The sequence below is a fragment of the Rhodanobacter sp. FW106-PBR-R2A-1-15 genome, assembly GCF_058789735.1.
In genome coordinates this window covers 136,529-162,119 of record NZ_JBYTEM010000002.1, presented here as the reverse complement: position 1 = coordinate 162,119, position 25,591 = coordinate 136,529, and the positions used below count along the sequence as shown (strand labels likewise).

Here is a 25,591-nt window from a genome sequence, read left to right as displayed (position 1 = left end):
GCGCGACGGCCAATGCTTCCGGATCTCCGGCTTCCCCCTGTAACCGCAGTTCCCTCCCTATGCCGCCACGTGCGGCCCACCCACCACGCTGCCCGGGTCTATTCGACTCGGGCAGCGTTTCCATCAAGGAGACACCCCATGAATACCAGCACCATCCGCTTGCAGGCCGACGAACGGGCCTTGTTCCAGAACCTCCGTGAGGCGTTCTCGCCGGCCAGCGTGTACGGCGAGCTGCTCCAGAACGCACGGCGCGCGGGCGCAACTCGCATCGACGTGACCTTCGACGGCGAGACGCTCTCCGTGGCTGACAACGGCCACGGCATCGCGGACCTGCAACAACTGCTCCTGAAGGCAACCTCCGAGTGGGCGGCCGACGTGATGGAGGAGGACCGCCCGTTCGGTCTGGGTTTCCTCTCGGCACTCTATGCCTGCGACTCGATCCGGGTTGCCACTCGGACGGCCGATACTCTCGGGCGGGGTTTCATCGCTATGACGGAGCACGTGCTTGCCGGCGAGGTTGTCGCGATCGTTCCTCTTGCACAGAGCGAAGCGGGGACCACGGTGACGCTCTACGGCTTCAAGCTGCAAGGCTTGGAGTCCGGCACCGGGGAGCAACGCATCACCCGCGTGGCTGGCATGCTCGGCAAGGTCGCCCGCGGCTTCCCGGTACCCGTAGCCTTCAACGGCACGCTCCTCTCCCGCACGGATGCCGAGGACGACTCGTTCATCACCACCAGCATCGGCAAGGTTCGCCTGAGCCTGTCCGATTCCCTCGGCACGATCTACGTGCAGGGACTCCCCGTTGAGACGGACCGCCAGCGCGGAGGCCAGACGGTGATCCACGCCGACCGGACCTTCCGCGCACGGCTACCCGACCGTTTGCACCTTGTTGATGCCGCCGGCTCGCGCCAGAGGATCAAACAGGGCCTCATGGAAGCCGCCCAGGAGAAGTTGCGTCGCCTCAAGGCAACGATGGAGCCGCAAGTCTTCCTGAAGCTGCATGCCGTGCACTGTGCCACGTGGGACTGCAAGGAGCTGCTCGACGATGTGCCATTCGCGCTTGGCGAGTGGTTCGTGGACTGGCAGGAACGCAGGCCAGGTTGGACCAACTCCGAAGAGGAGCGGCCGACCCTTGACGGGATCCTCTCCCAAGAGGAGATCCTGGCCAAGGGCATGGTGTTCCTTCCTGACGATGACTGTTCGGTGGCGCAGGCCTGGACGGCCGCTAGCGGCCACTACACGCTGGAGACCACCGCCTACATTAGCCAGAACCATTGGCTGATGAAGGCAGCAACCGAAGAGCAGGACGATGGCGCCTTCCAGGTCGAAGTCAAAGACGAAGGGCGATCGCAGCTGGTGGACCTCACCGAGTACCTCGTCCGGTGTTCGGCCGTCGAACGCATCTGCATCACGCACGTCGCCACCGGCGAGGCGCATGAGGTGGACATGATCGTCCGTGCCGATCCCCAGGAGTCCTGGCGCATCGTCATCCACGTGGTCAAGCAAGGGGCCATCCGCTCGGGCATTCGTCTCCTGAGTTCGTACTCAGACGACTTCGATGCTTGGCAGGAGACCGAGGAGGACGCCGACGTCGCCAAGCTGGAAGCCGCGTACGCGGAACTGGTGGCGACATCGCCCGAGCACCTGCTGGAGATGCGCCTCAAGCGTGCCAATGAGCTTACCGACCAGTCACCCCGCTTCGCCGGCCGCAGCTTCATCGTGCGGTTCGACGAGAAGGGTGGGCTGCAGGAGATCAAGGCGGCCGCTTGAGCCAGAAACCTTCGACGCGAGTCACTTGCGTCATCACCTACAACCAGGGCTTCGGCCCTGGTTTTTTTTTGCTCGCGGTTGTGGTAAATCTAGCGCGTCGAATCCCACTCCTCTGGCGATCTCGATACGGTTCCTACCTGCGCTGCAGGTAAACCCACGCTGAGGGTCACAGTCAGCACGTAACACCACCCACCCGGCCGGGACGAGATCCCGCCCGGGACTCCTCTCGGCCTTTCGCCAGAGGAGTTCCACCCATGTTCACCAAGATTGCGGCCCGCTGGGCTGCACGCTTGCGCACGCCTGTTGTGGTGCGCGCTCGTCGTCGTATCGTCGCTTCCGTCCGGAGGCGCCCCGATCCCACCCCCACCATCACCGAGCAGCAGCAGGCAGAGGTTTGCCAGCTGCTCCTGTTCGGCGACGGCGGCCGGGCCAAACGGGATCGCCAACCCAAGCCCAAGGCCAAGCGCGTCAAGGGCTGCCAGTACCGCCTCAAGCTCTCCTTCCGCGCACAGCCGCGGAAGATCGCCTACCGCGCTCACGCTCGGAAGGAGGAGGAGGTCAACGGCTACACCTGGAGCGAGGACGGTATGTACCGTCTGCACTCCATCCTCCTGAACGAAAGCCTGCAGACGTTGCGGGCGATGTGCGAGCGGAAGTCGGTACGAGCTGCCGAGATCATCGCCTGGATGTTCCGCGGCAACGCGGCGGAGACTTTCTCGTTCGAGGAGTGCTGCCGCCTGTTCAAGATGGAGCTTCCCGACCCGGAAACGGGCGAGCTGGTCGACGTTGGCCAGCAAGACCCAGACGTCCTGCGCAATCAGGCGCGTCTGTGGATCAGGAAGGCCTACGGTGCGGAACTGCCGCATGCGAAGGTGCTGCGCCAGGCCATCCTCGACGCCGAAGCTGGCAACGAGGATGCCATCGCGTGGATCCTCTCCGATCAGGAGGCGCCGCTGTCCTTTCGTGAGTGCGTCGATGCTCTCGGGTTCGATGCCGAAGACGCACGGAAGGAAGTGAGGCTGAAAACCACCATCGTTGACCCGCTCGAACGCGGTATCGACGAAATCATCGACCGGATCTTCGGTCCGTCCTACCAGATGGCCATCGCCGTCTGACCACCCCAACGGGGAGACCGCTCCCCTCGGGGGCGGCCTCTCCTTTTTTTTCGGAGAGACCCATGTACAACACCGCCCTCAACACGATCATGGTGAGCGACGCCGTCCTCGCCAAGCAACAAACCGAGTTCCCCGAGCTGTACGAGGCGAACGCGATCGAAAAGCGACGCTACAAGGTCGCCACCACCGATCTCGGCAAGCTGGGCCTGGCCGCCTACGCCGGCAACGGCGTGTACGTCTACACCGGCACCGAAACCCATCCGCACCTGGCACCGCTCAACCCCGACTACCAGTTCGACAACGTCGACCTGGATCGGATGATTACGGTGTGCTTGAACCGCGAGTGGGAGCGTCTTCCCTCGGCACCCCGCCGTGGCCTGCTCATCATGGGGCCCAAGGGCACCGGCAAGTCGACCTACCTGGAACAGCGGCTCGCCCGCCAAGGCATCCCGGCAGCACGCATGAGCTGGGGGCCGAACATGACCTCGGCCGACTCGGTCTACTCGCGCACCCTTGTGGGCGGGGACATCGTCGTCGAACCGGGCTCGCTGTGGCAGGCGGCCGAAGGTGGCTATCCGGCCATCATCGAGGAGATCGACCTGGCGCAGCCGGCGGAGCTGGCGGCGCTCAACGACCTGATTGACCGCGGCCGCTACACGATCCCGGAAACGGGTGAAGTGATCGTGGCCAAGCGCGGCTTCTGCGTGTTCGCCACCTGCAACTCCATGTTCATGGAGGATCGGGCAGGGGGATACGCCGGCACCCGGCAGCAGAACATCGCTGTGCTGGACCGCTTCTTCAAGTTCGTGATGGAACATGCGAGCGAGGAGAAGGAGGCCGAGTTCATCGCCAAGCTGTATCCGGAGATGGACGCCGATGTGGTGAAGGGCTATGCGAAGTTCATGGCCATGATCCACAAGGCCGCTGACCCGATGTCGGGTTATGCGGACGGCAAGGGCTTGACGCACCGCCTGTCGCTGGACTTCGGTCGACGCAACCTGATCGACTGGCTCGACCTGACCGCGTCGTTCGAGTACCTGGAGAAGCCGGGCTTCAATGTGCCGCTGTACGCACTGCGCCCGGTCTACACCGCCGTCCTCGCGGACGCCGAACAGGCCACGGTGCATGCACTGTACGACCTGGTGTTTGGTACCGCGGGGAGCAAGTGATGATCCGGCTGTACAACAGGCAGTCGGGGCAGCACGCTCAGATCGAGGCGAAGGAAGATGGCTCCGTTGTCGTCCAGGAAGGCTCCAGCCTGAACCGGATGAAGTCAAAAACCTTTCCGCCAGCACTGGTGAACGAGCCTACGGGCTCGTTCGTCACCGCACGGGTGGAGGAGTTCTTGGCACGCGGGTTCTACTTCATCATCGACGAAGTCGCCGGTAGCCAGGGCACGCTGACCTTCAAGCTCAGAGGCACCCTGGAGCTTGAAGGGCTTGTGCAGGCCTTGCATCTACTGAAACTGGAAGAGAGGGAGCTGTCTGATCTGGCTCTTGTCGAATCCAGTTGGTGGGTGATTGGTGGGGCGTCGGTCGCGTTGGACACGAAGTTCAACGATCGCATCCTCACCTGCGAGGTTCCCGCAGCGTATGCCGCGGGCGCCGGATTGCTCTTCGCCTTGACCGCAGGAACCGACGTCGATGTCAGAAACCTCGACGGCAACCCGCGCGAGATGAGACCGCTGATCGCGGAAGCGCAGGCCAAGGGGATGGTTGACGAAGCCATCCTCGAACGCCTGTACGCTCTTCGCGTCCTGCAGCGCCCGATTCGCATCGGCGCTCGCCAGGGTAACCGTAGGACCGGACTTCGCATGACCATGTGATGTCCACGGAAGACCGGGTGCCGCAAGGCACCCGGTTCCTCCGGCCCACCGCTTCGCCGTGCACATCCCATGGGTGTGCACCGTCAAGCCGTGGCGGAGCCTTTCGCAAGCGTCGCTTGCAGAAACCCACGCAGGGGGTCATAGCCTGCACACCACCACCACCCCGACCGGGACTTTCCTCCCGTTCGGGGGTGAGTCCTGGGCGGTCACACACCCGAGGCTCACCACCATGAACAACCCCACCGAAACCACCGTGCTCCCTGCGGAGCACCTGGTCATCATCAACTCGAACCTGCGCGTCTGGAGCGGTACGGTCAAGGTCGAACGCGACCAGGATCTGCCGGACGTCGACAAGGACAAGATGCCCCCCAAGGCACTCATGTCCGACGGTCGCAAAGTGCTCGTCGACCCCAAGGAGCTTGCCGGTATGGAAAGCGTCCGCAAGGCCATCGAGCGCTTCCTGAAGGCCGAAGGCTTCTCGTTTGCGGGTACCGGCATTGCCGTGTCCTCCGACCGGGCCAAGGAGTTCATCGACGCCCTTCCGGGTTTCGAGGGCGACTTCCAGCAGGCGCTGGACAAGCTCGTAGCACGGCTGCCCGAGGCGTACCAGGACCAGGAGGAGAAGTATCCCGACTGGGCCTTCATCCTCGCGCAGTCCCGACCCACCGAAATGCAAGTCCGCAACCGCTGCAAGTTCGGCATCTCCATCTTCCGGATGGCGGCGCCGGACGGCGATAACCCGGGAAGCCTGGCCAACCAGCACTACCGGGAAATGGCCGAGCAGGCGTTGCCGGACATGCTCCAGTCCATCCAGGACGGCGCCGACAAGCTGCTGACGAAAGTCAAAGGCAAGTCGAAGCTGCTCCAGTCGCAGTTGGACGGTATCCGCAAGCTCGTCAAAAAGCTGAAGGCATTCGCCTTTCTGCACCCTGACGTAGGCCCGGCTGCCGACTCGCTGCAGGACGTGCTGGACCACATGCCCGCTCAAGGCACGCTCAACATGACCAACACCTACACAGCCGTGTCGGTGCTGACCGAGTTGTCGAACCCGCACCAGCTGCTCGCCAAGGGCAAGGCCTTGCTCCAGGACTATCTGGAAGAGGCAAAGCAGACCTCCGTCCAACCCGAGCTGGCCATCCCGGCCATGCCCGAGGAAGCGGTCGTCACCGACGCAGCACCTTCTGTCGAACCCACCCCGTCGTTCCCCGGCCGTCGCCGTGGTCTGACGCTCACCCTGTAAGGAGTTCCTACCATGCACGTTCAAGAGCACAAGAAGCTCTTGCGTGATCTGTTCCTCGGTGCCGCTCTGCGGCCCGAGGACATGATCCGCTCTGCGAAGGCAGCGCTCGGCTCTCTGCCGATCCTCGCCAACGCACTGACCACCTGCGGCACCAAGCGCGTCAACGTCAAGCACGGACACACGCTCGGCGCCACCGATGGCCAGACGATTTACCTGATGAACCTTCCCATCCCGGGCAACCGGACGGACATCGACACGTTCGTCCTCATGCTCACCCTGGCGTACGGCCTGTTGCACCACGAAGTCGGGCACATCAACTCGACCGATTTTGTGGCGTTCCGCCGCTCCGCCACGGGGGACCCGCTCACCCATCGGATCCTCGGCGTCATCGAGGACATCCGCGAGGAGCATGCGCACCTGCGCCAATACCCCGCCGCCAAGCCCTACCTCGACGCGCTGAACAACGCGATGTTCGTGACGGGACACTATGCGGACGTGGGCGATGGCGTACCGGCGGTGGTGGCATTGACCGGCTACCTCGCGTACCGGTGCTGGTGCGACTACCGCGGCGTGGGGTCGATCGTGCTGCACGCCCAACAGGCCGAGGCCGTCGTCAGGAAGTTGTTCTCCGATCGCTTCATTGATCGGCTGGACGCTCTCCTGCCGCGGATCAGGCACCTGGGTGACACGACCGACGCCATCGAGTTGTCGCAAGACATCCGCAACCTGGTGGTAGCCGAGCTGGAGGAACGGAAGAGGGAGAAGGAAGAGGCCGAACAAGCCAACGCCCAACCCGATCCGTCAGCAACGCCGCAAGGTGCGGACGACGACGAAGACCAAGACGGTGACCAGGCCGATCCCTCGGCAACGCCCACGGGCGACGCAGAGGAGGACGCTGACGCTACCGAAGAAGATCCGCAGGACGATGCGGACCACGCCGACGAAGGCACCGACGGCACCGACGACGCTGAGCCTGCGGCACCATCGCAGGAGTCCAGTGAAGACGGGCAGGGCGATGAACTCGCCCAGATTATCGCCAACCTCGAAGCCGTCAACGCGGGTCAGGACATCGACCAGGCGCTGGGGGACAAGAGCGACGCGATCGCCAAGGCGCTGAAGGAGCTGGCCGACGAACTCGACAAGGGTTCCGACGGTACCGTCTCCCTGGCGCAGTTGACGGACCAGAAGGACGTGACGCGGCCCAGCGGCGACATCAAGCTGGCGCAAACGCCCTACGACATGGGGAAGGCAACGGCGGTGACGGGCCAGCTTCGCATGAAGTTGGTATCCGAGATGCAGGCACTCACCCAGCGTGACGTGTCGATTCACGATCGGGGCCGGAAGATTTCCAACCGGCACCTGTCGCGTATTGGCACAGGTGACGGTCGGATCTTCCGTCGCCAGTCCGAAGTCGTGGAGGTCGACACCGCCGTGGTACTGGTGACCGATGTCTCCGGGTCGATGACGAGCCAGAACCGCATCGAACTCGCCTGCCAGGCACTCCACGCCACCACCGTTGCCATGGCCGGCATCGACGGCGTCCAGTGTGCCGCTACCGCGTTCCCGGGTGACCACGTGCTCAAGCCATTCGGCTCGGGTGCGCTCAAGCACCTGGAGAACTTCCACCTCGCAGCTGAGGGGTGGAGCACGCCGCTGGATGAGGGCGTTCTCCTCGCGCATCGCATGCTTCTCGGCCAGAAGGTCGGCCGGCGCATGATGATCGTGTTGACCGATGGCGAACCGGACAGCAAGGCGGAAGCCGAGCTGGCGATCGTGGCCGCTGAGGTTGCGGGTATCGAAGTCTTCGGACTCGGTATCCAGACCGACGCAGGCCGGGATCTGTTCCGGCACTGGCACTCGATCACGGACGTCGCCGAGTTGCCGTTCGTGCTGCTCAACCTGGTCAGGTCGCGCTTGCTCAAGGCCGCCTGACGCACTGGCGCTACCTCTCCCCGGCTACAGCGGGGGGAGGTAGCACCGGCGCATTTTTGAGAGGGCATAGGGAAGGGCATCCTTCCTTCTGCGCTTTCCGTGGCTTGCCACGAAAGGTAATCGGAGCCTCACAGTCCGACACACCAACCGACGGCCACGCCGTCACGACCCACGCGGGAATCCATGCCCGCCAGGGCACGGTTTCCGCTGATCCAGAGGAGACACCATGCCCTACAACACAGCAACGCGAGGCACCCCATCCACCACGGCCCACTGAAGGAGGCTTTATGAAGACGAAAGAAGAAGCCCGCCGACAGGCGTACGAGCGCGAGCGGGAGATCACCAACACCCTGCTGCGCAACCTGCGTGGTCGTTGGGGAGAGGTGCTCTCGGCACTCATTCCCGGCCTGCAGGCCGCGGTGGATGCCGGACATCGCAAGAAGGTCCAGTGCCCCATCTCCGATCACGGTGGCGGGAAACGCACCTCCAGTGCTTCCGGCAACACGCCTCACGCCTCGGCCCCTCGCCGGCGCGTGGAACCCGATTTCCGGATCGCCAAGGACTTCGACTCGACCGGCGGATGCCACTGCACCTGCAACAACGAAATGGGCAACGGCTTTCGCGTGCTCATGGCACGTTTCGGCTGCAGCTTCATGGAGGCCAAGCAGATGGTTATCGACCACCTGGGCGGCCGCATCACCACCAACCATCTGCCACCGCCGACGCCGATCAAGACGCCGAACAAGGAGGAGATCGCCCAACAGGACGCCCTCATCCGCACGCGTCTTGAGCGGACATGGAACACCACGTTGTCGCCCAGCGACGCGCGCTCCGAACCGATGCGCAACTGGTTCGAGGCTCGTGGTCTGGGGAGCCCGCAGGGACTCAGCAACTTGCGGTTCCACCCGGCGCTGCCGTACGTGGACTACGACACCGGTGAGTACCTGGGCAAGTTTCCCGCTCAGGTGGCGTTGCTGCAGCACATCGACGGGACGCCGGTCACCGTCCATCGTACCTACCTGTCCCCGGACGGTCGCCGCAAGGCGGACGTGCCGATGGCCAGGAAGGCGGAAAGCCATACCTCCGACCGCGATCCAAGCGGCGCGGCGGTTCATCTGGACCGGCACACGCACCGTGTGCTGGCCGTGGGTGAAGGTCTGGAATCCTCCATCGCTGCAAGACGGCTGGTGGAAGACCTGGGCATTCCGATGTGGTCGACGTTGGACGCCAACGGCATGCGCAACCTCATCCTCCCTGACTGGGCGGAGATCCTGATCGTCTTCGGCGATCGCGATCGCGCCATGGCAGGGCAGGCATCCTCGTACCAACTCGTTGAGGCAGCTCGCAAGACGGGGCGACGCGCGACGGCACTCCTGCCGCCGTTCGCCATCCCCGAAGGCGAGAAGTCGATCGACTGGAACGACGTCGTGATGACGATGGGTGTGGAGGCCGCGCGCGCGATCATGCAGCTCCAGCAATGGCGTTCGCGCCTGAAGCAGGTGTTGCGTGAAACCGAGCGCCTGAATTCACGCAGGCAAGTGCAGGCGTAGTCGTGCTTCGCGATTACTCCCGCATCGACACCACCCCCGGCGCGGTAGGCGAGAACGCCATGTTCTCCCCGCCCGCCGGCTTCGACGGCGACACGAAAGCGTACTGGGCCTGGTTGAAGGGGAATGAGCAGGAACTTCGGTTCATGGCCCACTCCTTCACCGGCCCCTACCGCTGCCTGACGCTGACCGTGGTCGGCCCCTACGCCGAAGCCTTCCAGAAGGCCTTCGCCAAGGTGTGCGACCAACGCGAGCGGGACATCGCGGCCTTCAAGCGCGCCAATACCAAATAGCCGGCATCGCCGGCATCACCCACCACCCCACGGGGGCGTAACGCCCCTTCGGGGCATTGCGTCGCCGCGGGTTTCACCAGGAGCTACACATGAACCACGAAACCCACGCACCACTGATCGGCATCGCAGGCTTCAAGCGTGCCGGCAAAGACACCCTCGCGCGAGCGATCCGGCAGCTCAATGGCTACCGCATCATCGGCATGTCCGACGCGATCGTGGAGGAGGTCCGATCCGCTACCGGCTTCGAGATCTCCGACGCGATGAAGGATCAGCCCGTGCCGGGCTCGCCCGGCACCACCTTCCGCGATCTCCTCATCCGTCACGGGACGCAGCGCCGTCAGGTGCTGAACTCGTACTGGATCGACAAGATGGCGGCCACGGTGGCCACCTCGCTCCTCGCCGGCCGCGGCGTCATCGTCACCGGCGTGCGACTGGATGAGGAGTTCCACTGGATCCACGGCAACGGCGGCCAGGTCATCTGGGTCAGTCGCTGCGGCGTCGATTCGGATGGCACCTACACCGAGCCGGACCAGGCACAACGCTGCGATATCCACGTCGTCAACGATGGCAACATCGACGTCCTCGCCAGCCACACCCTCGACCGACTCCGGCAGCAGCGCGCCATCGTGCTCAACGCCGCCTGACCCCTGACGCCCTCGTGGCGTCATCTCCCCGCCGGCATCGCCGGCGCAACCCACCACCCCGCGGGGACACTTCCCCGTCGGGGGAGGTGCGTCCGCGGGTTTCACAACCGCTGGCATGGCCAGCCAAGGAGACCCTATGGAGTTCGTAACAACCCTAAAGGGCTTGCTCGTGATAGTCATCGCGATCGTGCCCGGATACATTTTCACCCGCACCAGACGCCGGTTCGCGATTGTGGAAGAGGCCAAGGACCTCAACCACGCACTGATCGGCTACTTCGTGCACAGCCTGGTGATGCTTGCCATCGGCTGGGCCGTGCTGGCCAGCGTCGGTCAAGACCCTTCCGCTGTCCTCAAGACGCGGTCGGCGAACGAGCTGGCGGTACTGCTGATCGGTTCGCCGTTCACCTGGGGCATGACCATCGTGGTCGTCCCGACGGTGCTCGGCTTCCTGTCGGCGGTCAGCACGCGCTACAACCTCGTCGCTCTCCCGTTCCGGCTCGCCGGTGCGGTCCTGCGATGGCTTACCGAGGGCAAGTGGACGCTGCAGCGGGTGGCGCCTCTGCCGACACTCGTGCAGGCTTGGGACGCCGTCTGGTTGCAGTTAAACTCGGGCCAGACGCGAACGGTGATCGTGGGACTGGAAGACGGAACCACCATCGCCGGCGTCTACGACGCACGCAGCGCCACCAGCCGATCGGATCGCTACCCGGACATTTTTCTGTCTCAGGTTTGCGTCTACGACCCTCAGGGGCGCATCATCCCGATGGCGACATCGGATGGCGTGTTCATCCGAGGCAGCCGCATCGTGTGGATGCAGCTGTGGCAACGGCCGGAGGTGCCTGATGAAACTGACGCGACTGCTGGCGGCAACCCGCAAGGGGGTGCTGGCCATGCTTGAACAGGATCGGCGGTACGGCAATGCGCCGTTGCTTCTCCCTCGTTCATCGCGCGGTATTCGTGCGCGTGACGCGCGGCTTGCACCCGACACTGGCCTCACCACGGCCGACATCGGCATCGACACCCAACGCGCCCATCTCCAACCGTTCAACCAGTTGGCGATCAAGGCCGCCCGACACCCGAAGTAAGCACTCCAAACCCCCGGGGCCGCATCTGCGGCCCCGGGCATTTTCGTGGTCAGAAAGTCCTGATCCATGCGCCCCAGAGCGGACGTATGGCTGAGTCCTTTTGTCCGGCGCCGCGCAATACCCACGTGAGTTTGGTGGGCGCGAAAGCCGTGTTATTCGTCATGGGTAGAACGCAAGAACGAGGCAGGCATGAGTCACACAGGACGTCGAGAGCTGACGGAGGAGCAGAAGGCCGTCGTGCGCCACGAGACCGGCCATGCGCTGGTCGAGGCAGCGCCGGGATCGGGCAAGACCACCGTGCTCGTCGCCTACCTGCGCCGTCAGGTCAAGACCGGCGGCAACCCCAGCGCCATGCTGGCCTTGATGTTCAACAAGAGCGCCCAGCTCAGCTTCGAGGCGCGCCTTCGCCGTGCGCTCGGTGAGGGTCCGGTCCCCGACGTGCGCACGTTCCACTCCATCGGCAACCGCATCCTCGCCCAGCTCGTGTCCGGCGGCATGTTGCCGCGCGAGAAGCTCGAGACGTCAGGCAAGAAGGCCGACGCGTTCGCCCGCCGCGCACTCAAGGAAGCCTGGTCGCGCGCCGGCGGCTCCTTCCCGCCGTCACAAGCCCAGCACCAGGGATTCAGCCAGTTCATCACGCTCGTCAAAGCCGATCTGCGCCCGCCGGCGGAGATCTTCGAGGAGAGCGGTTTCACGGCCGACTGCCGCGCGTACATCCCCGCCTTCGAGCTGCTCGTCCAGGACCAGCTGCGGCGCAAGGTGATCTTCTTCGACGACCTGATCTACCGTCCGATGGTGTTCCTCGAAGCGCACCCGGAGCTGTGGTCGATGTTCGCGAACCGCTATGACCGGATCGTCGTCGACGAGTTCCAGGACATCAACCCGATCAGCTTCTTCATGGTGCAGGGTCTGGCAGGGACGCGGGGCTCGGTGCTCGGCTGCGGCGACCCCAAACAGAGCATCTACGCCTTTCGCGGCGGCAAGGTCTCGCTGATGACCCGCCACTTCGAGCAGGTGTTCCAACCGTGCACGCGCTACCCCATGACCCGGACATTCCGCTTCGGTCACGAGGTCGCGATGATGGCCAACAACCTCATCACGCTGAGCGAGGAAAAGGGGCTCGGCCTGGTGGTCGCGGACAACTCGAATCCGAGGACGCGCGTGGAGCGCGTGCCTCTCAAGAACGGCAAGGATTCGGGCGTGGTGGAACTGCTGGCCCCTTACGAGCACGCCGGCTGCCTGCGCAACACCGCGATGTTGGCGCGCAATTTCAGCCACCTGGTGCCGTTCGAGATCGAGCTGGCGGAGGCCGGCGTGCCGTATCACGTGTACGGCCGCGAAGGCCTCCTGTTCCTCCCTGAAATCGCCGCGCTGGTATGCGCGGTCAGCCTGGTAGCCGGCCGCTGGATCGTCGAGCCGGAGGACCGCGTCCACTTCATCTTCTCCTTACTCACCACGCCAAGCCCCTTCGTCAGTTACGAGGTTCTGGGTGAAGTGGCTGAGGACATGGAGCCGTTCCTTGAAGGCCCCGAGCGGGCGAACCTGCCGGGCATGCTGGCCAAGGCCGCCGCCGCCATGCGCGCCAAGAATGCGCGAGGAGCCCAGAGCCTCGACGAACGCGCCGATGCGCTGCGCCTGCTGGTGGGCGGCACGCTGGCGCACGCGCCGGCGGCGACGATCGTGCGCGCCTACATGGCTCACACCCGCATGCGCGACGTGATCGAGCGCGCCGCGCCGTCGCCGGAGCAGGCGACCGAGTCGCTGGCCAACCTGGACGCCTTTGTGAAGCTCGCCGAGCGGGCAGGCTCCATCGACGAGTTTCTGGAAGTACTCGGCCCCATGGCGGCGCACAAGGGCGACGAGCCGCCTGTGGGCGACCACGTGATGCTGACCACGCTCCATCGCAGCAAGGGCCTGGAATGGCCGCTGGTCATGATGGTCGGCCTCACCCGAGGCGTATTCCCCAGTTCGGTACCGGACAAGGATGCCGACGAGGAACGCCGGCTGTGCTTTGTGGGAATCACGCGGGCCATGGAGCGCCTGGTGCTGTACCACCCCGACGACGCGACCCTCGACCGAACGATCAAGGAACTCGACTGGCATCATCGGCCGAGCGACCAGACATCAGCCAGCCCGTACCTCTTCGACGGCGACCACGGCCCGGTGCAGATGGCCGCCCGACTGATCGAGGCAGGGGCTACGGGGACAATCATCGTCCGACAGGATCGAGCGATGACGGACTACATGCAGGCACTGGGTGTGCCGATCACTATTCAGCTGACGCCCGAAGCGCAGGCACGCCAGGTGCGTGAGGCGAGGGTGGTCGATTGCGGGCAGATTCCGAAGGGCCACAAGCCGCGCAAGGGCGAGGCGTTCTATCACCCCGAGCACGGCACCTGCGAGGTGGCGGAGATCCTGTATCCGCCCGTCTACATGATGCGGCGATTGGACAACGATGAACGTTTCAGTTCCGTGGTCGATCGCGCGAGTGGCTGGGTCTTCCCAGCGACGCTGCCCCCGGCCGTTTGAGGAGAGAGGGTACCGCCCTGCAAAAGTTGTGCGATCTTTCGCACCAACCCGACAGAGGTACAACGGGGGCGTCGCACCCCACGAGACTGCCACCCGGTAGCCTCGTGTTCGCCAAACCGCGAGGACTGCCATGACCACCACCCTGACCGAGTTCAATGCCATCGCCGCCAAGGCTGGGCAGCCCGTTCTCAACCACCCGGACGCCTTCATCAGCCTGTGTACGCTGGTCGGCGGCGAGCTGGAGGACGTGCTCAAGCTCGCCGACAGCGGCAATGAGCAAGGGGTGAAGTGGCTGGCGCGCTACATCACGGCCGCCCGCTTTCTGGAGACGCTCTACCGCATCGGTTTCGGTGACGCCGGATTCGAGCAGGCCTTCCGCGTCTTGATGCAGCAGGGCCCGGAACGTGCCCGCACGGTCGCGACGGCGGCACTGCGCGGCGACGGCACGGCCAAGCGTGACATCAGCCAGTGGCTCCTCAATGCGCCCAACGGGCAAGATCGCCCGTGGTCGCCGACGGCGCCGCGCACGGGCGCAGCGAACGGCCAGCAAACCGAGCCGGCGAACAACGTGGCCGTGCTGTCGCGGTACAACCGCGCGATGCCGGCGCCGCACACTCCGACGGGCGAAGTGAGGCGGGCAACCCCGCCCGCCGCGCAGGATGCATCTTCGACCCGGCGCCCGGAGCAGGGTGAGCGATCGGCGGACAACCCGCGCCAGAGCGGACACCCGGGTGCCCAGGACCGACGCCCCGAGCCGGCTCGATCGCCGGCCCCATCGAGCCGGCCGGAGTCCCCATTCCGTTCGTCTGCCCAGCAGGAGTCGACGCGAGAGGCGCCAGCGCCACGCACGCCCGAACGTGGCGAGCCGCGGGAGTACGACTCCACTCACGTCTACGGCGGCCGCGCTGCGCTCGAGTTCCAGGCCAGCACTACGCGTGGCAACAACCCGACCGTCCAGATCGACGCTGCGACCGGATCCAACAAGGTCTACAACTGGAAGGACAAGATCGTCTTCCAGCTGACCAAGGTCGAGATGCAGCTCCTGACCGCGCTGTTGTACGGCCACCTGCGCAAGCTCCACCTGTCCGGCCACGACGACAAGTGGCTGAACGTGGAGCACCAGGAAGGGCAGTACGCCGGCACGATCAAGTTCACCATGGGCAAGGGCAAGGCCGATGCGTTCAAGCCGCGCACCGTGCAGCTCAGCTACGCGGACATGGGCGAGGTCCACAGCCTGTTCATTCGCCAGACTTCGACGCTTCTCAAGGTCGGTCCACTGCTGGTGGAGCGTGTCGTCAAGCAGGTGGCCGCGTCCTACTCGGCCCAGCAGGACGCACGCGGCGGGCAAGGTGGCGGGCAGGGCGGCGGGTACGGCGGCCGTCAGGGTCAGAGCGGACAGGGCGCCCCGCAGCAGCGCTACGCTAATGGATAAAATGCAATCTCACAGGGAGTGCAAATGAGCCGAGCCATCCTCACCATCCAGCCAGCCGCGGTATCCGCCGCCGGCGACGAACTCCTGGCCAAGGCCCGCCGAATCGCTCGCGCGCTGGTCGAGTCACTCGATACCGTCGAGCGGGCGCTGCAGGACGTGCATTTCCTGCTGCTGACCACCGAGCAGAACCACGCGCGCTTCGTGCAGACGGTGCCTGATGCGATGGGCGTGGAGCGCATCTTGAACGCCATCGAAGGCGCAACCGGACGGCCGTACTGTGTGGTGGCAAGCGCACCGGTGGCCGATGGCAGCGGTGCGTGCATCCTGTTCCACCTGCAAGAGCCCAATGGCCACGCGGCCGTTCACATCGGCGAGCTGGCGATGACGCAAGACGGCCCGACCATCAACGCCACGACGATCCTCCAGCCAGGCCAAACCGTCGCCCTGCCGTATTCGATCGCTGGCGCGGCACCGCCCAAGGCGCCCAGCGGAGCGCGGCTCCACTGAAGAACGAGGCGCGCGGATGGGGGTATTTCGGCGTGCGCCTGGTCGGGAGGCGAGGCATCCTGTGCCGATGAAACGTCCTCTGATTTCCCTGATTCCCGGCCTCGCCGCGGCGTTTGCCCTTGGGCTTCTCGTGAGCGCGTTCGCCTACGATGGCGATCACGCAGCGCTCGCCGCCGCCCCTGGCCCGGCTCTGTCGACGGTCACGGTCGGCTTCAGCCCCGGCAACGCTCAAGCGGTCGTGGTGGACACGATCGACGCCGCCAGGACCTCGATCCGACTGGCCGCCTACAGCTTCACCAGCAAGCCGATCGCCGCCGCCCTCGTCGCCGCCAGTAAGCGCGGCGTGGACGTGAAGGTGGTGGTGGACAAGAGCCAGAGAACCGAGCGCTACACCTCAGCCACGTTCCTCGCAAACATGGGGATCCCCGTCCGCGTCGACGCGCGCTACTCGATCATGCACAACAAGTTCATGGTGATCGACGGAACGACCGTGCAGACCGGCAGCTTCAACTACACGGCCTCGGCGGCGCGTCGGAACGCGGAGAACGTCATCGTGGTCGCCGGCGCACCGGGCATGGTCTCGGCTTACGATACCGAGTGGCGCCGGCTCTGGAATGAGTCCGAGCCCTATGGCGCTCGTTACTGACGCCGGCCCATGCAGACCAGCACCGCCACGCCAGCCGCCGAGCTGGCCGCTCTTGCTGCCTCCCTCGACGCCCTCTATCTCAGCCACCTGGACCGCATGCAGGCGAGCGCTGAGGACGCGATCGCCCTCACGGGCACGCTGGGTGGGATGGGCTATCTCCCGGGGCAGACTGCGATGCTCACCAATGCTCTGGAGCGCGCAGCGTCCGCACAGGACATCTTCCGGCACCTGGCCGGCCTCCTGATACTTCGCGCGCGGCCAGCGCTCGACCCGACCGGCCGCAAAACCGGCGTGCCGGTGGAGGATCTGATCGACTGGACCGGCCAACCGCCGCGGCACACCCTCAGCGCACTGGAGCACGCCGTCCAGAAGATCCACTACGCGCGTGGACACTCGCTGACCGAGTTCTTGCGTCGCATCGTCGTACGGTTGACCCCCGAGAGTGTCCCGGACGACGCGCGAAAGCAGGCCGCTGAGGAGCTGATCTCCAGCGTCGGCATGCGCATGCCCACCGCGTGGGTGCTCTCCTACGGCAGCAGCGACTTCGGCACCGTGGTCTACAGCCACCTGAGTCGGCAGGAGCAGGAGATGCCCTGGCACCTGACGCCGGCACAGGTGGTCGGCATCGACCGCGCGCTGATCGCGATCGCGACCATGTGCGCCGTCTCCGGGCAGGGCCATCACGCGGCGAGCGTGCAGGAGGCGGGCAACGCGATCGTCAAGCGACTGCGCTACACGACGACGCAGTATGGCGACGGCGACCTGCATGCCATCGGTACCGCGGTTCGCTTGATGCTCCATCGCGACCGCATCGCCTTTCACCTGGCGCCGGACGTGTGGGATGTCGCGCGCGGCGTTCTGGAAGAGCACGTCGAAGGCTTGAAGCTCGTCCTATCAAGCTGATCGTCCGCACGCGGCCGTTTGGTGACCAGAAAAACATGATGCAGGCTGGATGCGTCGCCACCACCGCCGAGCCCATGAACGCACAGCTGCACGATCTCCCTTCATCCTACGAGGAGCCCACCCGGGCCATCCGCGTTCCGCCCAACTCCCGTGAGGCGGAGCAGGCGGTGATTGGTGGCCTGCTGCTAAGCACCGAGGCGGGTGATGCCATCGCCGGCATCGTGTCCGCGGACGACTTCTACAGTCGCGACCACCGCGTGCTTTTTGAGGCCATCAGCGACCTGGCCGACCAGGGCACGCCGGCCGACGCGGTGACGCTCTCCGACTGGCTGGCGAACCACAAGGGTGCCCAGGGAATCGACCCGAGCTACGTCATCCACCTGGCCAACGTGACTCCCAGCGCCGCGAACATCGTCGCCTACGCCGAGATCGTCCGCGACAAGGCGACGCTGCGCCGACTGGCCGACGCCAGCACCAGGATCACGCAGAGCGCCCTCGCGCCGTTCACCGTGGACGTCGGTGAGGTCGTCCAGCAGGCCGAGCAGGCCATCTTCAAGATCGCCGAAGGCAACGCCACGGGTCGAAAGGAGATCCACAACTCCACCGACATCACAAAGGCAGCCTTCCAGCTGATCGTCCAGCGCTACGAGAACCGTGGGCAGCTGACCGGCGTGGCGACGGGCTTCACTGACCTGGACAAGATCACCGCGGGCCTGCAGCCCGCCGACCTCATCATCGTTGCGGCGCGCCCCTCCATGGGCAAGACAGCCTTTGCCCTCAACATCGCCGAGTCCGCCGCGGTCACGACCAAGAAGGCCGTCCTGGTGTTCTCCATGGAAATGTCCGCGTCGCAGCTGGGCTTGCGGCTGATCTCGTCGATGGGTCGGATCGACGCGCAGCATTTGCGAACTGGCGATCTGGCCGAGGAAGACTGGCCGCGCGTCACCGATGCCGTGGCCAAGCTGACCAGCGCGAAGATCTTCATCGACGACACGCCGTCCCTGTCGCCTGGCGAGCTGCGCTCGCGGGCGCGCCGCATCCATCGCGACCATGGCGGCCTCGCGCTGATCGTCATCGACTACCTGCAGCTGATGCAGGTCCCGGGCAGCTCGGAGAACCGCGCCACGGAAATCTCGGAGATCTCGCGCAGCCTGAAGGCGCTGGCCAAGGAACTGGACGTGCCCGTGGTTTCTCTGTCGCAGCTCAACCGTTCGCTGGAGCAGCGCGCCGACAAGCGTCCGGTCATGTCGGACCTGCGCGAGTCGGGCGCGATCGAGCAGGACGCCGACGTCATCATGTTTATCTACAGGGACGAGTATTACAACCGAGACTCGCCGGACAAAGGGTTTGCGGAGGTCATCGTCGGCAAGCAGCGCAATGGGCCGACCGATACCGTGAAGCTCGCGTTCCTCTCGAAGTTCACGCGCTTCGAGAGTGCGATTCACGGCGTCGCGGACACGTTCGTCGCCGGGTTCTAGTCCCAACAATAGGGAATTGAAGTGGCAATTCGAGTCATGCGCTTCGGCGCGGCCGCAACCGGCCGACCTTCGGTAATATGGTCGGCGGCCGCGATGCGGATGGCTTACATCGGCGGCCTGAAAGGACAGATGCGGCGCGTGGATATGACCTTGTTGAGCTGTGACCAAGAGGCACCGATGGATCGTGCAACGGCGGCGGGAATGGCATGTGGGTTGTACGAGCACGTGAAAGGCGCCGTCGCGCAGGTTACCGCAGCCGACTTCGCTGGATGGCCGCGGGCGTGATCGCCGTCCCTGCATGCGTCTGGGTACTCGCAGCCTTGGGGCTTGGAGATTGGGCGCTGCTCGTCTTCAGCGCGGCGGTGATCTGGGTGTACTACAAGGCAAGCGACCTCTACGAGTACGGCGACCTTCACGATGACCCATAGCGACCTGATGCCGGCCCCTTTTGTACCAGCGAGGCTGCGCTCGAGTGAAGCAGCACGCGCCGCCGGATCCCGGTCGAGGTAAACGTGAAACTGATTAAGCGAACCAATCGCCCGCCTCGCTGGCCATGGGTACTGGGTATTATCGTCGGGCTGGCGGTATTCGGCGGCGTGGCCGCGGTCGTACCGGGAGACCGCTGTGCGGATGGGACATCATCCAACGCCATTGGTCGCCGCGGTGCGTGCTCGCACCACGGCGGCGTCAGCTCCGGCTGGACCTTCCTTGGCGTCCCCGCTGGTCTGTTCGCGGGCATGCTGTCGTACGGGATGCTCGAGGCGCTGGAAGAGCGACGCGCCGAGCGGCGCCGCGATGCCGTCCGCAAGCAATGGGAGCAAGTGGCAAGGGCTCCAGTACCAGCGAACGCGGCACCGCCGGTGAGGGTGGCCGGCGAGGATCTCCAGGGCTACCTGCGTCGCGTGATGGCTGCCGGGTGCTGGATCGTCTTTCAGTACCGCGATGGGGATGTGACCGCTCGGGGCGAGCGAACGGTGCGGCCGCGGTGGCTACAGCTGGCCGACGCGGCGGGGAAGCGCACGCTTTGTCTCGTCGGCGACTGCAGCGTCGATGGTCGGCGCACGTTTGCCCTGTCGCTCATGGACAGCGTTGTCGTTGTGGAGCCGGTAGCCGCCGACTGATGGCATGCGCGGGATAGACCGCCATCTCTCCAAGGTCCCTCTTCTAAACTCTGGCTTATATTTCATCGCTAGCTGCCCTCCATTCTCAATTTGTAAACTACAGCTTAGATTTTCTGTCTCTGCGCACCGAAAGTTGCAGGCAATGGCGGGGCGCATCTGAAGAACGCAGCGCCGGGCGAATGGGGTGCAGTCGAACTGTCGTGGCCTATGGGCCACGCTCTGCGCGTTGGCGAGTTGCGCCGGGATGATGTGCTTGCCTATAGCGAAGTCAATCGAAGCCGGCGGCAGGTTTGCCGCCCAACCCAGTGAACCGCGCGTGCTCCGTACCATCCAGTTCGGCGTGCCGCGAGACATGCAGCGGCAGTTGGCCGGATGATCGGCATGCCCCGGCGTCCTCCTTGACTCGGTGACTTGCCGGCGTGAGCCGGAACAGGGGGAGTCGTGCTGCGTCCATCGTTGCCCACGACCCGTAGCGGGATGCAGCCTGGAGCGCATTGGACATGCCTCCTTCGAAGCGATCATTCACCACCAACAAAAGCGCCCAAGAGACAACAACAGACCGATGGAAGATGGCCCACTCCGCGAACTGACCACGGCCGATGGGAAGACGCATCAGGTCCCGGTCGGCATCTCCTACATGCGCGCTACGCGCCTGTGGCGGGTGACCTTTGCAAGCCGGCGGTTCGGCCAGCAATACTTCCCGGCGCGGGAGTCGGCATCCGGGCTGGCCATGGCGACCGCCGAGCTGGCGCGTCGCCGCGAAGGGCTGCGCAGGGAAGGCGCGCTCAAGCACACCGACAGCGTCGAGCGCGACCACAAGTCCGTCCGCACGGGGCGGCCAGGCGTGATGTTCAACTGGTCCTCGCGCGACCGGGCGTTCTTCGAGGCAAAGGCCTCCTCGCTCCCATACGGAAGGACGCTTCGCTTCCCGCTGCGTGGCGAGGATTGCGTCGACCCGGAAGTGATCTGTCGCCTGTGGGCTCTCGCCGTCGCCACGCGCGACTACCTGGTGTTCGAGCTGGCGCAGGGCCGCGGTGAGCAGCTGGCGAAGCTGACAGCCAAGACCTTGCCCGAAAAGGTACGGCGCGCCGCCCGTATGCTCGAGTTCACGCCGACAGCGCGCCGGCGGATTCTCGCCGACATCCGGCGGATGCGGCCGCGGTAGAGAGGCGTCCCGCCGCTGGTGCTACGCTCCCGCCCATGTGCGGCCGCTTCGTCCAGCTCCCTCTACGCTTTCCCGGCGACCTTCCGGCGCCGGCGCTGGCCGACGAGCTGGCGAACCTCACGCCGCGCTACAACCTGGCGCCTACCCAGCGCGCGGCGGTGGTTCTCGACGCCGACGATCAGCTCGCGGTTCGCCGGTTGCGGTGGGGGCTGCTCCCGTTCTGGGTCAAGGACCTCAAGCAGTCCTACTCGACGTTCAATGCCCGCATTGAGACGGTGGCCACGAAGCCCGCGTTCCGCGCGGCGTTCAAGGCACGCCGGTGCGTCATCCACATGGCCGGCTACTACGAGTGGCGACTGGAAGGGAAGGTGAAGCAGCCCTACTACCTGACCAGGGCAGACGGCCATGATCTGTTCGCGGCTGGGCTCTGGGAGCCTCGGCACCCGCTCCAGGATGAGGATGAGGCCGGCTCCTGCACGATCATCGTCACGGCATCCGACGGCGCCGCCGCGACGATCCACGACCGCATGCCGGTGTGCATCCCGGCCGAGCTGGTGGAGGAATACCTGCGTGCAACGCCGGACGACGCGATGGCCCTGATGCTGGCGGCGCCGGTGCCGGATCTGGTTGTGCGGCCGGTTTCCCGCAGGGTCAACGCGGCGCGTGACGACGATCCGCAGCTGCTCGACCCGTTCACGCCGCCGGAGTAGGGCTTGGCAGTCCTGACCGGACCGAGTAGGCTTGAACGCCCGTTCAAGTTGACCCGCCGTCATGCCCGCTGCGCGCCGCACTATCCCGTTTGCGCAATCCGCCCCGGCGGTTGAGGAAGCGCTGCGCGCCTACTACGCCAAGCACGGCATCCTGCCGAGCCTCAGCGAACTGCTCGAGGCGCTGCAGTCCCACAAGATCACCAGCAAGGGTACCCTGGCTTGGATCATCGACCGGCTGGAGAAGGCCGGTATCGTCGGCCGCGCCCCAGGTGGTCGGCTCAAGCCCGGCCCTAACTTCGCCGGCTTCCCGATCGGCCGGCCCGTGCCCGCCGGCGTGCCGGACACCGGGGACGCCATGCCGGAGGAGCGCCGCTCGATCGACGCCTGGCTGGCACCCAATCCCCTCATCACCCGTCTTGCACCCATCCACGGCGACTCGATGGTCGACATGGGGCTCCTGGACGGTGACACCGCCGTGTATGAGGTGCGCCAGCATGCGGATGTGGGCGAGATCGTGTACGCGCTGATCGACGGCGAGGAGACGTTCAAGCTGCTCGCATGCGATGACAAGGGCCGCTTCCTGCAGCCGGCCAACACGGACCCACGCTACCAGCCGCTGCGGCCGAAGCAGTCGCTGGACATCCTCGGGGTGGTGATCGGCACCTTCGGCCGCCGGCGGGGCCGCGCGGCGCCGCGCAGGTGAAGGTCAAGTATGTCTGCCGTCGTCCACCATCTGCCGTGGGAAGGCGAGCTTCGCGTCGCCGGGGTCCGCCGCGCCGGCGAGGTGGCGGCGCAGCCCCGGGGCACGGTACCCAGCGGGTATGCATCCCTCGATGCAGTGCTGCCCGGTGGCGGCTGGCCGCGCGGCGCACTGGTGGAGCTGCAGCTGGCCAACGCCGGCATCGGTGAGCTGAGGCTGCTGGCCAGCGCGCTGGCGTCGCCGGAGCGCGCCGGGCGGGTGGTCTTCCTCGCGCCGCCGGCGGAGCCTGGCCTGGCTGCTCTGCAGGATCTGGGCCTCTCGCCGCGGGCAATCACCATCGCCCGCCCGCGCGAGGCCCGCGATCAACGCTGGGTGGCCGAGCAGGTGCTGCGCAGCGGCGCGTTCGCCGCGGCACTGCTGTGGTGGCCGTCGCCGCTGGACGATCGCCTCGCGCGCCGGCTCGGCCTGGCGATCGCCGCCGGCGGTGGCCTCGGATTCGTCTTCTGCCGGCCTTCCGGCGTCGCCAACGGCGTGCCGTTGCGTCTGGGCTTGCGCAGCGCCGGCACCGGCGCGCTGCAGGTCGACGTCATGAAACGCCGCGGCCCGCCGGTGGGACCGGTGCACCTGGAGTGGGGCGATGCTGTGGCTCGCCTGCCAGTTTCCCTCGCTCGCGCTTGAGGTGCCGCCCGGCGCCGCCGGCGTCGGCCGGGTCGCCGTCGACGGCACAGTGCGGCAAGCCTGCCCGCTGGCGCTGGCGGCAGGCATCCGGCCGGGCATGCGCGTGGCTACCGCGCGTGCGCTGCTGTCGCCGCTCGAGGTGCGCCACACCGATGCCGCCGCGCGAGGCAGGGCGCTGGCCGACCTTGCGCCGAGGCTGGCGACGATCACATCACAGGTGGTGCTGGTGCCGGAAACGGACACGCTGCTGGGCGAGGTAGGCGGGAGCCGGCGGATGCTCGGCGGGCTGGCCGGCGTGCGCCGGGCGGCACGGGGCGCCTTCGAGGATGCCGCGGTGACTTGGCGCGCCGCGATCGCGCCGACGCCGGCGGCGGCCGCCATGCTGGCCGGGCATCGGCCGGGTGCCACGGTGGCCAACCTGCAGGAGCTGCGCGCGGCGCTGGCCGACCTGCCGGCGTCGGCGCTCCCGTTGCTGCCGGCCGCGCACCAGCTGCTGCGCCGGATCGGTGCCCGACAAGTGAGCGACGTCCTGGCCCTGCCGCGTGCGGGCCTTGCACGCCGACTCGGCGTGCCGGCGGTGACGCTGCTGGAGCGCCTGCTGGGCGAGCGTCCCGACCCACGCGAGAGCTGGGTTCCGCCGGCGCGGTTCGTGCGCGAGATCGCCTGGGACGATCCGCTGACCAGCCTGGAGATCCTGCAGTTCCCCTTGCGGCGCCTGCTGGGTGACCTGGCGGCCCACGTGGCGTGCCGCGGCGAGCGCGCGACAGCCTGGTCGCTGATGTTGCGTACCGACGCTCACGCTACCGCTGTGATCGCCATTGCGGCCGCCGCTGGCACCGCCGATCCCCGTCAGCTGCTGGATCTCACGGTCGCCCGCGTGGGCACCGCATCGTGGCCGGGGCCGGTAGCCGCCCTGCAACTCTGTCTTGATGCGACACGGGAAGCACCCGGGGTAGCGCCGCTCTTCGGCGATGACGGCGACGAGCAACTGGTTGGGCTACTCGACCGCCTGCGCGCGCGGCTCGGCGATGCCGCGGTCTACGGCCTGGCCGCCGTCGCCGATCCGCGGCCGGAACGCGCGCAGCGCCGCGTCGCGCTGGCCGGTGAGGACGCAGCGCCCGTATCGCCGCGGCGGCGTCCGGCCTGGCTGCTACCGGCACCGATGCCGTGGCGGTGCGATCCGGCGCGGCTGCTGGCCGGGCCGGAGCGTATGGAGTCGGGCTGGTGGGACGGCGCCGACAGCCGGCGCGACTACTACGTGGCGCGCGGCGACGCCGGCGCCACGTGGTGGGTCTACCAGGATCTGCGCACGGACGCCTGGTTCGTGCACGGCTGGTTCGGGTAGCGCCGTGTCGTCCTTAGAACTTCGGCTCCTGCATCGACGGAAAGAGAATTCCGTTCCGCGTGGGCGAGTAGAGGGCGCCTTGGCGTGCTGCTGCGGTGAGCTGTTCCGCCTGCCAACCCTCATGCTCCAACTGCCGAATCAAGTCGGGCGTGAGGGGCACAGCATCGTCCTGGCCAAACACCTGGCCGATCGACTCCTCGGCCGGCTGCGCCGGGAGCAGGAACTCCCGCAGCCCGTCCATCGGGTATCCCCCAATGGCGCGGTGGCCGATCAGAGGATGGTCCAGATCGACCTCAAAAAACGCGCCACGCAACTCGTAGTGCCCTTCCCAGAGGATTTCCAGTCGCTCCGGCTCGTCGCGGATCGTGGGCGATTGCCGCTCACCGCGCCACATGAGGCAACAGGCCTTGTGCCCGATCGGGTCCAGCAGCCATGCGTCGCCCAAGCCGGTGGAAAAGAGGAGGAAAGGCTGCGTGGTCGACGTCTCCGACCCGGTGCCGACGATGGCGACCTCGCCGCGCTCTTCGAGGTTGAGGATCTTCTCGATGGTGGAGCGGAGCGATCGGTCCTCCCTGACACCTTCTGTCTCGCGCTGGCACAGCGTGACGTGGTGCCAGTGCTCGTATCCGGCCGTGCGCGCGACGCGATTCAGCAGGTCGGCATGCTTGCCGCCGCCGTTGCGCTGGATGCGCTTGGCTTGCTTCTTGAGGGATTCGACCTTCGCGGTCGTGGTGTGGATGAAACGCATGACGCTGACTCCTCGCTGGAGGCGAACGCCCGGTGCTCACTGCCAAGATTCGCCTGCAGAGGGGAATCAGGTGGTATGGGTTGGATGCCATCCCGCGAGGGTCTGCCGTCGGTGAGCAGCGGGCGCTGGCCGGCGCCGGGGAGGATCGTAGCACAGCGATTCGGCCTTCCGTATGTCG

The 25,591-nt window shown here is 66.1% G+C and carries 25 protein-coding genes; 23 read left to right on the top strand and 2 right to left on the bottom strand.

Going from position 1 to position 25,591, the window contains the following annotated elements; genetic code table 11:
* Positions 1-138: 138 nt before the first annotated feature.
* The 18 genes from AC3WTD_RS01900 to AC3WTD_RS01815 all read left to right on the top strand — a co-directional run bounded on the left by AC3WTD_RS01900 (position 139) and on the right by AC3WTD_RS01815 (position 20,067).
* Entirely contained in the window at positions 139-1,770 is a 1,632-nt protein-coding gene (locus AC3WTD_RS01900; protein WP_235645258.1) for an ATP-binding protein, read from the top strand.
* A gap of 254 nt (positions 1,771-2,024) precedes the next feature.
* Entirely contained in the window at positions 2,025-2,885 is an 861-nt protein-coding gene (locus tag AC3WTD_RS01895) for a hypothetical protein (protein ID WP_235645259.1), read from the top strand.
* A 62-nt stretch (positions 2,886-2,947) separates the two neighbouring features.
* Positions 2,948-4,054: an AAA family ATPase gene (locus AC3WTD_RS01890; RefSeq protein ID WP_235645260.1), complete on the top strand. Its 1,107-nt coding sequence runs from the start codon at positions 2,948-2,950 to the stop codon at positions 4,052-4,054.
* Complete coding sequence (locus tag AC3WTD_RS01885) at positions 4,054-4,710, top strand: hypothetical protein (protein WP_235645261.1); 657 nt, start codon at positions 4,054-4,056, stop codon at positions 4,708-4,710. Before AC3WTD_RS01890 ends, AC3WTD_RS01885 begins: the two co-directional genes overlap by 1 nt.
* Positions 4,711-4,939: 229 nt before the next feature.
* The gene (locus tag AC3WTD_RS01880; protein ID WP_235645262.1) at positions 4,940-5,950 is read left to right on the top strand and encodes a DUF3150 domain-containing protein; all 1,011 of its coding nucleotides are present in this window, start codon (positions 4,940-4,942) and stop codon (positions 5,948-5,950) included.
* A gap of 12 nt (positions 5,951-5,962) precedes the next feature.
* Entirely contained in the window at positions 5,963-7,882 is a 1,920-nt protein-coding gene (locus tag AC3WTD_RS01875) for a VWA domain-containing protein (RefSeq protein ID WP_235645263.1), read from the top strand.
* A gap of 287 nt (positions 7,883-8,169) precedes the next feature.
* Complete coding sequence (locus tag AC3WTD_RS01870) at positions 8,170-9,432, top strand: DUF7146 domain-containing protein (RefSeq protein ID WP_235645264.1); 1,263 nt, start codon at positions 8,170-8,172, stop codon at positions 9,430-9,432.
* A 2-nt stretch (positions 9,433-9,434) separates the two neighbouring features.
* Positions 9,435-9,722, top strand: coding sequence for a hypothetical protein (locus tag AC3WTD_RS01865; RefSeq protein WP_235645265.1), 288 nt, complete (start codon positions 9,435-9,437; stop codon positions 9,720-9,722).
* Between the two features lie 89 nt (positions 9,723-9,811).
* Positions 9,812-10,366, top strand: a complete 555-nt coding sequence (locus tag AC3WTD_RS01860; protein WP_235645266.1) for a hypothetical protein — start codon at positions 9,812-9,814, stop codon at positions 10,364-10,366.
* A gap of 136 nt (positions 10,367-10,502) precedes the next feature.
* The gene (locus tag AC3WTD_RS01855) at positions 10,503-11,264 is read left to right on the top strand and encodes a DUF6338 family protein (RefSeq protein ID WP_235645267.1); all 762 of its coding nucleotides are present in this window, start codon (positions 10,503-10,505) and stop codon (positions 11,262-11,264) included.
* The gene (locus AC3WTD_RS01850) at positions 11,209-11,451 is read left to right on the top strand and encodes a hypothetical protein (RefSeq protein ID WP_235645268.1); all 243 of its coding nucleotides are present in this window, start codon (positions 11,209-11,211) and stop codon (positions 11,449-11,451) included. The genes AC3WTD_RS01855 and AC3WTD_RS01850 overlap by 56 nt, the downstream gene beginning before the upstream one ends.
* A gap of 189 nt (positions 11,452-11,640) precedes the next feature.
* Entirely contained in the window at positions 11,641-13,980 is a 2,340-nt protein-coding gene (locus AC3WTD_RS01845; RefSeq protein WP_235645270.1) for an ATP-dependent helicase, read from the top strand.
* Positions 13,981-14,110: 130 nt separating this feature from the next.
* Positions 14,111-15,412, top strand: coding sequence for a hypothetical protein (locus AC3WTD_RS01840; RefSeq protein ID WP_235645271.1), 1,302 nt, complete (start codon positions 14,111-14,113; stop codon positions 15,410-15,412).
* 24 nt (positions 15,413-15,436) lie between these two features.
* Entirely contained in the window at positions 15,437-15,919 is a 483-nt protein-coding gene (locus AC3WTD_RS01835; protein ID WP_235645272.1) for a hypothetical protein, read from the top strand.
* Positions 15,920-15,986: 67 nt separating this feature from the next.
* On the top strand, positions 15,987-16,565 hold the full coding sequence (locus AC3WTD_RS01830; protein ID WP_235645273.1) for a phospholipase D family nuclease: 579 nt from the start codon (positions 15,987-15,989) through the stop codon (positions 16,563-16,565).
* Between the two features lie 9 nt (positions 16,566-16,574).
* Positions 16,575-17,468 carry a hypothetical protein gene (locus AC3WTD_RS01825; RefSeq protein ID WP_235645274.1) on the top strand — a complete coding sequence of 298 codons (894 nt, stop codon included), beginning with the start codon at positions 16,575-16,577 and terminating at the stop codon, positions 17,466-17,468.
* 74 nt (positions 17,469-17,542) lie between these two features.
* Complete coding sequence (dnaB, locus tag AC3WTD_RS01820; protein ID WP_235645275.1) at positions 17,543-18,946, top strand: replicative DNA helicase; 1,404 nt, start codon at positions 17,543-17,545, stop codon at positions 18,944-18,946.
* A gap of 512 nt (positions 18,947-19,458) precedes the next feature.
* Positions 19,459-20,067: a DUF3761 domain-containing protein gene (locus AC3WTD_RS01815; protein WP_235645276.1), complete on the top strand. Its 609-nt coding sequence runs from the start codon at positions 19,459-19,461 to the stop codon at positions 20,065-20,067.
* A 268-nt stretch (positions 20,068-20,335) separates the two neighbouring features.
* Here AC3WTD_RS01815 and AC3WTD_RS01810 read toward each other — a convergent pair whose 3' ends face one another.
* Entirely contained in the window at positions 20,336-20,680 is a 345-nt protein-coding gene (locus AC3WTD_RS01810) for a hypothetical protein (protein WP_492612774.1), read from the bottom strand.
* A 24-nt stretch (positions 20,681-20,704) separates the two neighbouring features.
* On the opposite strand from AC3WTD_RS01810, the gene AC3WTD_RS01805 reads away from it, so the two are divergent.
* The 5 genes from AC3WTD_RS01805 (at position 20,705) to AC3WTD_RS01785 (ending at position 24,665) form a co-directional block, all read left to right on the top strand.
* On the top strand, positions 20,705-21,232 hold the full coding sequence (locus tag AC3WTD_RS01805) for a hypothetical protein (RefSeq protein WP_492612773.1): 528 nt from the start codon (positions 20,705-20,707) through the stop codon (positions 21,230-21,232).
* A 35-nt stretch (positions 21,233-21,267) separates the two neighbouring features.
* Positions 21,268-21,942: an SOS response-associated peptidase gene (locus AC3WTD_RS01800; protein WP_492612772.1), complete on the top strand. Its 675-nt coding sequence runs from the start codon at positions 21,268-21,270 to the stop codon at positions 21,940-21,942.
* Between the two features lie 61 nt (positions 21,943-22,003).
* Entirely contained in the window at positions 22,004-22,645 is a 642-nt protein-coding gene (locus AC3WTD_RS01795) for a LexA family protein (RefSeq protein ID WP_492612771.1), read from the top strand.
* Between the two features lie 9 nt (positions 22,646-22,654).
* Positions 22,655-23,320, top strand: coding sequence for a translesion DNA synthesis-associated protein ImuA (gene imuA, locus AC3WTD_RS01790; RefSeq protein WP_492612770.1), 666 nt, complete (start codon positions 22,655-22,657; stop codon positions 23,318-23,320).
* Entirely contained in the window at positions 23,280-24,665 is a 1,386-nt protein-coding gene (locus tag AC3WTD_RS01785; RefSeq protein WP_492612769.1) for a Y-family DNA polymerase, read from the top strand. The genes imuA and AC3WTD_RS01785 overlap by 41 nt, the downstream gene beginning before the upstream one ends.
* 13 nt (positions 24,666-24,678) lie before the next feature.
* On the opposite strand, the gene AC3WTD_RS01780 is transcribed toward AC3WTD_RS01785, so the two are convergent.
* On the bottom strand, positions 24,679-25,413 hold the full coding sequence (locus AC3WTD_RS01780; protein ID WP_492612768.1) for a hypothetical protein: 735 nt from the start codon (positions 25,411-25,413) through the stop codon (positions 24,679-24,681).
* Between the last annotated feature and the right edge of the window lie 178 nt (positions 25,414-25,591).

Coding starts and splice junctions, on each gene's coding strand:
- imuA (WP_492612770.1), top strand. CDS start 22,655: ATGTCTGCCGTCGTCCACCATCTGCCGTGGGAAGGCGAGCTTCGCGTC.
- AC3WTD_RS01875 (WP_235645263.1), top strand. CDS start 5,963: ATGCACGTTCAAGAGCACAAGAAGCTCTTGCGTGATCTGTTCCTCGGT.
- AC3WTD_RS01900 (WP_235645258.1), top strand. CDS start 139: ATGAATACCAGCACCATCCGCTTGCAGGCCGACGAACGGGCCTTGTTC.
- AC3WTD_RS01785 (WP_492612769.1), top strand. CDS start 23,280: ATGCTGTGGCTCGCCTGCCAGTTTCCCTCGCTCGCGCTTGAGGTGCCG.
- AC3WTD_RS01825 (WP_235645274.1), top strand. CDS start 16,575: ATGCAGACCAGCACCGCCACGCCAGCCGCCGAGCTGGCCGCTCTTGCT.
- AC3WTD_RS01890 (WP_235645260.1), top strand. CDS start 2,948: ATGTACAACACCGCCCTCAACACGATCATGGTGAGCGACGCCGTCCTC.
- AC3WTD_RS01895 (WP_235645259.1), top strand. CDS start 2,025: ATGTTCACCAAGATTGCGGCCCGCTGGGCTGCACGCTTGCGCACGCCT.
- AC3WTD_RS01840 (WP_235645271.1), top strand. CDS start 14,111: ATGACCACCACCCTGACCGAGTTCAATGCCATCGCCGCCAAGGCTGGG.
- AC3WTD_RS01845 (WP_235645270.1), top strand. CDS start 11,641: ATGAGTCACACAGGACGTCGAGAGCTGACGGAGGAGCAGAAGGCCGTC.
- AC3WTD_RS01835 (WP_235645272.1), top strand. CDS start 15,437: ATGAGCCGAGCCATCCTCACCATCCAGCCAGCCGCGGTATCCGCCGCC.
- AC3WTD_RS01850 (WP_235645268.1), top strand. CDS start 11,209: ATGAAACTGACGCGACTGCTGGCGGCAACCCGCAAGGGGGTGCTGGCC.
- AC3WTD_RS01830 (WP_235645273.1), top strand. CDS start 15,987: ATGAAACGTCCTCTGATTTCCCTGATTCCCGGCCTCGCCGCGGCGTTT.
- AC3WTD_RS01885 (WP_235645261.1), top strand. CDS start 4,054: ATGATCCGGCTGTACAACAGGCAGTCGGGGCAGCACGCTCAGATCGAG.
- AC3WTD_RS01805 (WP_492612773.1), top strand. CDS start 20,705: ATGCGCGCTACGCGCCTGTGGCGGGTGACCTTTGCAAGCCGGCGGTTC.
- AC3WTD_RS01800 (WP_492612772.1), top strand. CDS start 21,268: ATGTGCGGCCGCTTCGTCCAGCTCCCTCTACGCTTTCCCGGCGACCTT.
- AC3WTD_RS01855 (WP_235645267.1), top strand. CDS start 10,503: ATGGAGTTCGTAACAACCCTAAAGGGCTTGCTCGTGATAGTCATCGCG.
- dnaB (WP_235645275.1), top strand. CDS start 17,543: ATGAACGCACAGCTGCACGATCTCCCTTCATCCTACGAGGAGCCCACC.
- AC3WTD_RS01780 (WP_492612768.1), bottom strand. CDS start 25,413: ATGCGTTTCATCCACACCACGACCGCGAAGGTCGAATCCCTCAAGAAG.
- AC3WTD_RS01795 (WP_492612771.1), top strand. CDS start 22,004: ATGCCCGCTGCGCGCCGCACTATCCCGTTTGCGCAATCCGCCCCGGCG.
- AC3WTD_RS01870 (WP_235645264.1), top strand. CDS start 8,170: ATGAAGACGAAAGAAGAAGCCCGCCGACAGGCGTACGAGCGCGAGCGG.
- AC3WTD_RS01880 (WP_235645262.1), top strand. CDS start 4,940: ATGAACAACCCCACCGAAACCACCGTGCTCCCTGCGGAGCACCTGGTC.
- AC3WTD_RS01860 (WP_235645266.1), top strand. CDS start 9,812: ATGAACCACGAAACCCACGCACCACTGATCGGCATCGCAGGCTTCAAG.
- AC3WTD_RS01810 (WP_492612774.1), bottom strand. CDS start 20,680: ATGCGTCTTCCCATCGGCCGTGGTCAGTTCGCGGAGTGGGCCATCTTC.